The organism is Natronospira sp., from assembly GCF_007134575.1.
In the GTDB taxonomy this organism is placed as follows: domain Bacteria; phylum Pseudomonadota; class Gammaproteobacteria; order Natronospirales; family Natronospiraceae; genus Natronospira; species Natronospira elongata.
Genome location: NZ_SLKM01000232.1, coordinates 1 through 5385, shown reverse-complemented (window position 1 = coordinate 5385; position 5385 = coordinate 1). Strand labels below are relative to the sequence as shown.

Here is a 5385-nt window from a genome sequence, read left to right as displayed (position 1 = left end):
GAAGAGCGGCAATCCCATCCTGGGCTTTTTTCAAGGCGTTGCGATTCGCCACGGTATTGGATTTTTCAAGCTTTCGCTTCGCTTGATCACGCGCCCGCATCTCACGTTTGATGGCGGTCGAATACTTCTTCACGTCCCGCCCAAGCTTGCGAATTTCCCGGTCCAGGGCCTTGAATTCCCGCTTGACGGTGGAAACCAAACCACGTCGAGCCTGGTTAAAATTCTTCTCTGCCTGTTTGATGGCTTTAGTCATCACGCGCTCCTGAGTCGCAAATATGCCCGTTCAGTCTAGGCGATTGACGGTAACATTCAAGCAAATCATGCATATTTATCGATTAGAACAAACAGCAAATGCCTAAACCGAGAAGAGTCCCAGCCATACCCCAACTGGATCGAGAAAATGGACTATTGGCGCAGGATCTTGTCCATGGACTTGCCTTTGGCAAGCTCATCCACCAGTTTGTCCAGATAGCGAATCTTCTGCATCAGAGGGTCTTCCACCTCTTCCACCCGAACGCCGCAGACAACACCCTTGATTAGCGAGGCATTGGGATTCAGCCCCGGAGCTTCGGCAAAGAAGTGGTCAAAGCTCTTTTCCTGCTCGAGCTGCTGTTTGAGCCCTGATTGCTCATACCCGGTCAGCCAGCAGATAACTTGATCCACCTCTTCCTGGGTACGCCCTTTTTTCTCCGCCTTCTGAACGTAATGGGGATAGACCTTGGCAAAAGACATATCGAATATGGGGTGCCTGGACATGGTCATTCCTCCCGTGGCTTGGCAACGGCAAGGCAATAGGCCTGTGATTGACGGCGCGACAGCGTGGAAAATTCCTCAAGGACCAGGCCTGCGGTCTCCATCTGCTTTCGGAAGTCCGATTCATAGGTGACCCGGCCGAAATCGATGCTGGTGAGCCGTTTCAGCATGGGCTTCAGCCACTCCATCAGACGTGACGGCCGGGTCTGTATGGTCTGTGTGAAGTATAGTCGGCCGTTGGGCTTGAGGAGCGACAGACAATGTCGCAAGGCGGCTTCGGGGTCGGGCAGGAGCATGAAGCTGGCGGAGAAATAAACCGCGTCATAGGGTCCGCCCTGGTGGTCATAAATGGACTCCAGCCTCACCTCGACCCGGTCGGCCACCGTTGAATTGGCCAGCCGGCGGCGGGCGCGCTCGACATAGTCGGCATCGACGTCCACACCCCTCACCCACATCCGCTTGTCCCGGAGCAACTCGGCATTGGCCAGCAAGGCGCCGGCGGTGCCAATACCCACGTCCAGCAACTCGCATTCCTCGGGCAGGCGCTCAATCACGGCGCGGTACCAGCGCGCGGTCAGGCGGGGGAGCAGACAGTCGTAAAGCAGGCTTCTGATCATGCCGCACAGATTACACGCCAAGGCGGCGGGAGCCCAGGCAAAAAAAGGGCCCGACCATGATGGCCGAGCCCTTCGCTGATTGCTTAGCTGGGATTAGGCGATCAGACATCCGGCCCGAAATCGACGGTGCTTTCCTCGCCGGCAGTCACACTGCTGTTGTGCTTCTGGAGGAATTCGATGTCGTTGCCTTCTTCCGGATCATCCTGGTCCGCCTCGCAGGTAAAGGCGGCGCTATAGTCGGCCTCTTCCAAAAAGCCGACGGTGTACTCGAACTCACCGCTGTCATCATTGAGCGCCACCAGGGCGGAGGTCAGGGGTGGATTATCGCTGCCTTCGCTGCCGGCCTCGGCATCATGACCGGTGTAAACGTAAACCGCCGGCGAGCAGGCATCATCCGCCGCCCAGGCGTCGGCCACGGTGCCGCTGATGGAGCCCACGTCGACATTGTTCACCATACGCAGGGCTGGCTTGAGGATGTAATCCGGCTTGCCCTGGGGGTTGGTGACCGACTTGCGCAGATCGAAGTCGATGGTGAAATCCGCCGCACCCCCGGCCGGCACGGTGAAACCGGAGACCAGCTTGAAACCGGTTTCGGAGCCACTGGGCACGAACAGAGAATGCTGGCCACCATCCTCGAACTCGATGAAGGAATCCACGGTACCGGCCACGGCATTGACCTGCAGGCGAATCCACTCGTATTCCCCGGCCGGCACCGACTCACCCTCCAGCAAGGGCTCGCTGTCGTTGCCCTGCAGGGTGAGCAGGTCAATACTGCGGATCTCATCGAACTCAAAGCTGATGCGCTGGCCGTCGGCGGGTTGAATCTCCACGCCGCTGAACTCCACCACCACCGCGGTGGCGTTATCCACCGGGGCATCGGTGATATCCAGGGACAGTGTCCCCGTTCCGTCGCTGGAGCTGCCGTCAAAACAGCCGGCCAGCATCAAGGTCCCCCCCGCGATCATGAGCAGATTACGCGTATGTCTGTTCATTGCGGGCTCCTTGCTTGGTCTGAGAAAAAATGGGGGGGGCGGGAGAATTCCACCCCCTCATGATGAATAACGGATCAATGCCGTTATCGTTGACCACGGAGCCGCAGGATTGAGCAGAATTCCTAGGTCTTTTTCGGCGTCACCCACATGGTGATGGTGGCGTGGACCACTTCCTCGCCGTTTTCGTCGCGGACGCTGACGGGGATGGGAACATCCTCGCCCTCGCCGAAGGCGGGCAGGGGATCGAGCTCGGCGGTGGCGGTGAGGTGGGTGGCGGCCTTTTTGAGGTAATCCACGGTCATGCCCTTGGGGATCCAGCGGTGGCTCGGGGGCAGGCTGGCCTCGATCATGACCCCGGCGGCCAGTTCGGCCATGTTGCAGATCGCAATGGCGTGGACCGTGCCGATGTGGTTCTGGACCCGCCGCCGCTTGCGGATGCGGACCCGGCAGAGGCCGGGCTCAAGCTCGAGGATGCGGGGACGGATGGTGGCGAAATACGGGGCAGTGTGGGCCACGACCCGGGAGAAAAGCCAGCGGCCACCAGGGTAGCGACTGAGCTTGCGCCAGGTGGTCAGGGTACCGTTCTGCTGACTCATCGTTTTTCACTCCCAGACTGAATTGACGGACCGCCCCTGCAAGGGAGGCGAACACCAGAATGCATGATCAAGGCCGCAAACCATAACACCCCCGGCGCCCACCGGGGCTGCGGCCCATAATCGTTAATTACAATCGAATCTATCCAAACTATTCATTGGAAACTATCGCAACTCTGGTCTATTACTTTAGGTCAGTTACAGCAGGAAACCGGACCATTGTCGGCGGTCAATGCGGACAGTGGCCGGGCGGCGCAGCCTGAAATGGCTGAGAGCGTCGCGTACAAAGACCCGGCTGGCGAGTCAGATGCCATGCCGTGACCCATTCAACCCGCAATTCCAAGGAGCGTGATCGTATGGCTGCCAACATGAAGGAAGCAGGGAAATGCCCCGTCTTTCACGGGGCCCAGACCACCAAGCGTGGCAAGGGCACGACCAACATTGACTGGTGGCCGAACCAGCTCAACCTGAGCATCCTCCACCAGCACACGGCGGAATCGAACCCGCTGGGCGAGAGATTCAATTACCGCGAGGAGTTCAAGAAACTGGACTACGAGGCCCTGAAGAAGGACCTCAAGGACCTGATGACCCAGTCGCAGGATTGGTGGCCGGCGGATTACGGCCACTATGGCGGTCTGTTCATCCGCATGAGCTGGCATGCGGCCGGGACCTACCGCAGTGGCGATGGCCGCGGCGGCGGTGCCACCGGCAACCAGCGTTTCGCCCCCATCAACAGCTGGCCGGATAACGGCAACCTGGACAAGGCCCATCGCCTACTTTGGCCCATCAAGCAGAAGTACGGCAACAAGATTTCCTGGGCGGATCTCCTCATCCTGGCCGGCAACGTGGCCTATGAGGCCATGGGCTTCAAGACCTTCGGCTTTGCCTGTGGCCGGGAAGACATCTGGGCGCCGGAAGAAGACATCTACTGGGGCGTGGAGAAAGAGTGGCTGGACAGCAAGCGCTACAGCGGCGAGCGTGAACTGGAAGAGCCCCTGGCCAATGTGCAGATGGGCCTGATCTATGTGAACCCGGAAGGCCCCGATGGTGAGCCGGATCCCAAGAAGGCTGCCCATGACATCCGCGAAACCTTCAAGCGCATGGCCATGGACGACTACGAGACCGTGGCGCTGGTCGCCGGCGGACACACGGTCGGCAAGGCCCACGGTGCCGCGCCGGACAGCAACCTGGGCCCGGAGCCCGAAGCCGCCCCCATGGAGCAGATGGGGCTCGGCTGGAAGAACAAGCACGGCAGCGGCAAGGGCGATGACACCATCACCAGTGGCCTGGAAGGCGCCTGGACCAAGGAGCCGACCCGCTGGGACATGGGCTACTTTGAGCTGCTGTTCAAGTACGACTGGGAACTGGAAAAAGGCCCCGGCGGCAAGAATCAGTGGAAGCCGAAGAATATCGAGGATGAGGACATGCTGCCCATGGCGCATGATGCTTCCAGGAAAGTACCGCCGATGATGCTGACCACGGACCTGTCCCTGAAGGAAGATCCCGAGTACCGCAAGATCTCGGAACATTTCCGGGACAATCCCAAGGAATTCGAGGATGCCTTCGCCCGGGCCTGGTTCAAGCTGTTGCACCGGGACCTTGGGCCCAAGTCCCGTTACCTGGGACCGGAGGTGCCGAAAGAAGACCTGATCTGGCAGGACCCGGTGCCGCCGGTGGATCACGAATTGATCGACGACAAGGATATCGAGGCGCTCAAGAAGGAGATCCTGGGCACGGGCCTGTCCATCCCGCAACTGGTGAAGACGGCCTGGGGCTCGGCCGCCACATTCCGTGGCTCCGACATGCGTGGCGGCGCCAATGGCGCACGGATTCGCCTGGCGCCTCAGAAAGACTGGGAGGCCAATGAACCGGCCGAGCTGAAAAAGGTGCTGGATGCCCTGGAAGGCATTCAGAAGTCCTTCAATGACGGTGCGGGCGGCAACAAGAAGGTCTCGTTGGCCGACCTGATCGTGCTGGGTGGCAATGCCGCCATTGAAGAAGCCGCCAAGAAGGCCGGGCACAAGATCAGCATTCCCTTCCATCCGGGCCGAACTGATGCCAGTGCCGAACAGACGGATGCGGAATCCTTCGAGGTGCTTGAGCCGGTTGCCGACCCCTTCCGCAACTATCTCAAGAAGCGCTACACCGTGCCGGCGGAGGAGCTCATGCTGGACAAGGCCCATCTGCTGACGCTGACCGCCCCGGAAATGACCGTACTGGTGGGTGGCATGCGTGTACTGGGCGCCAACACGGGTGATTCCCAGCACGGTGTTTTCACCGACCGGCCCGGTGAGCTGACAAACGACTTCTTCGTCAATCTCCTGGACATGGGCACGGAATGGAAGCCGACCTCAAAAGAGGCCGAGACCTTTGAAGGGGTCGACAGAGGGACCGGCCAGAAGAAATGGACGGGAACCCGCGTGGATCTGG

The 5385-nt window shown here is 59.9% G+C and carries 6 protein-coding genes; 1 reads left to right on the top strand and 5 read right to left on the bottom strand.

Going from position 1 to position 5385, the window contains the following annotated elements:
* The 5 genes from ACJWXQ_RS09205 to ACJWXQ_RS09185 form a co-directional block, all read right to left on the bottom strand.
* Nucleotides 1-253, bottom strand: a 253-nt coding sequence (locus tag ACJWXQ_RS09205) for a hypothetical protein (RefSeq protein WP_406672650.1), incomplete at its 3' end; no start/stop codon positions are given.
* Nucleotides 254-405: 152 nt separating this feature from the next.
* Nucleotides 406-756 (bottom strand): DUF2200 domain-containing protein, encoded by a 351-nt coding sequence (locus ACJWXQ_RS09200; protein WP_346051395.1) that lies wholly within the window; start codon nt 754-756, stop codon nt 406-408.
* A 2-nt stretch (nt 757-758) separates the two neighbouring features.
* A complete protein-coding gene (locus tag ACJWXQ_RS09195) occupies nt 759-1370 on the bottom strand; it encodes a class I SAM-dependent methyltransferase (protein ID WP_346051393.1) in 612 nt (203 codons plus the stop codon).
* A 101-nt stretch (nt 1371-1471) separates the two neighbouring features.
* Nucleotides 1472-2362, bottom strand: a complete 891-nt coding sequence (locus tag ACJWXQ_RS09190) for a DUF4382 domain-containing protein (protein ID WP_406672649.1) — start codon at nt 2360-2362, stop codon at nt 1472-1474.
* A 122-nt stretch (nt 2363-2484) separates the two neighbouring features.
* Nucleotides 2485-2958: a hotdog fold domain-containing protein gene (locus ACJWXQ_RS09185; RefSeq protein WP_346051389.1), complete on the bottom strand. Its 474-nt coding sequence runs from the start codon at nt 2956-2958 to the stop codon at nt 2485-2487.
* 353 nt (nt 2959-3311) lie between these two features.
* On the opposite strand from ACJWXQ_RS09185, the gene katG reads away from it, so the two are divergent.
* The coding region (gene katG / locus ACJWXQ_RS09180; protein WP_406672648.1) for a catalase/peroxidase HPI at nt 3312-5385 on the top strand (2074 nt) is incomplete at its 3' end.

What these genes read in the sequence shown, in the direction of transcription:
- ACJWXQ_RS09200 (WP_346051395.1), bottom strand. Translation starts at nt 756, where the DNA reads ATGTCCAGGCACCCCATATTCGATATGTCTTTTGCCAAGGTCTATCCC.
- ACJWXQ_RS09195 (WP_346051393.1), bottom strand. Translation starts at nt 1,370, where the DNA reads ATGATCAGAAGCCTGCTTTACGACTGTCTGCTCCCCCGCCTGACCGCG.
- ACJWXQ_RS09185 (WP_346051389.1), bottom strand. Translation starts at nt 2,958, where the DNA reads ATGAGTCAGCAGAACGGTACCCTGACCACCTGGCGCAAGCTCAGTCGC.
- ACJWXQ_RS09190 (WP_406672649.1), bottom strand. Translation starts at nt 2,362, where the DNA reads ATGAACAGACATACGCGTAATCTGCTCATGATCGCGGGGGGGACCTTG.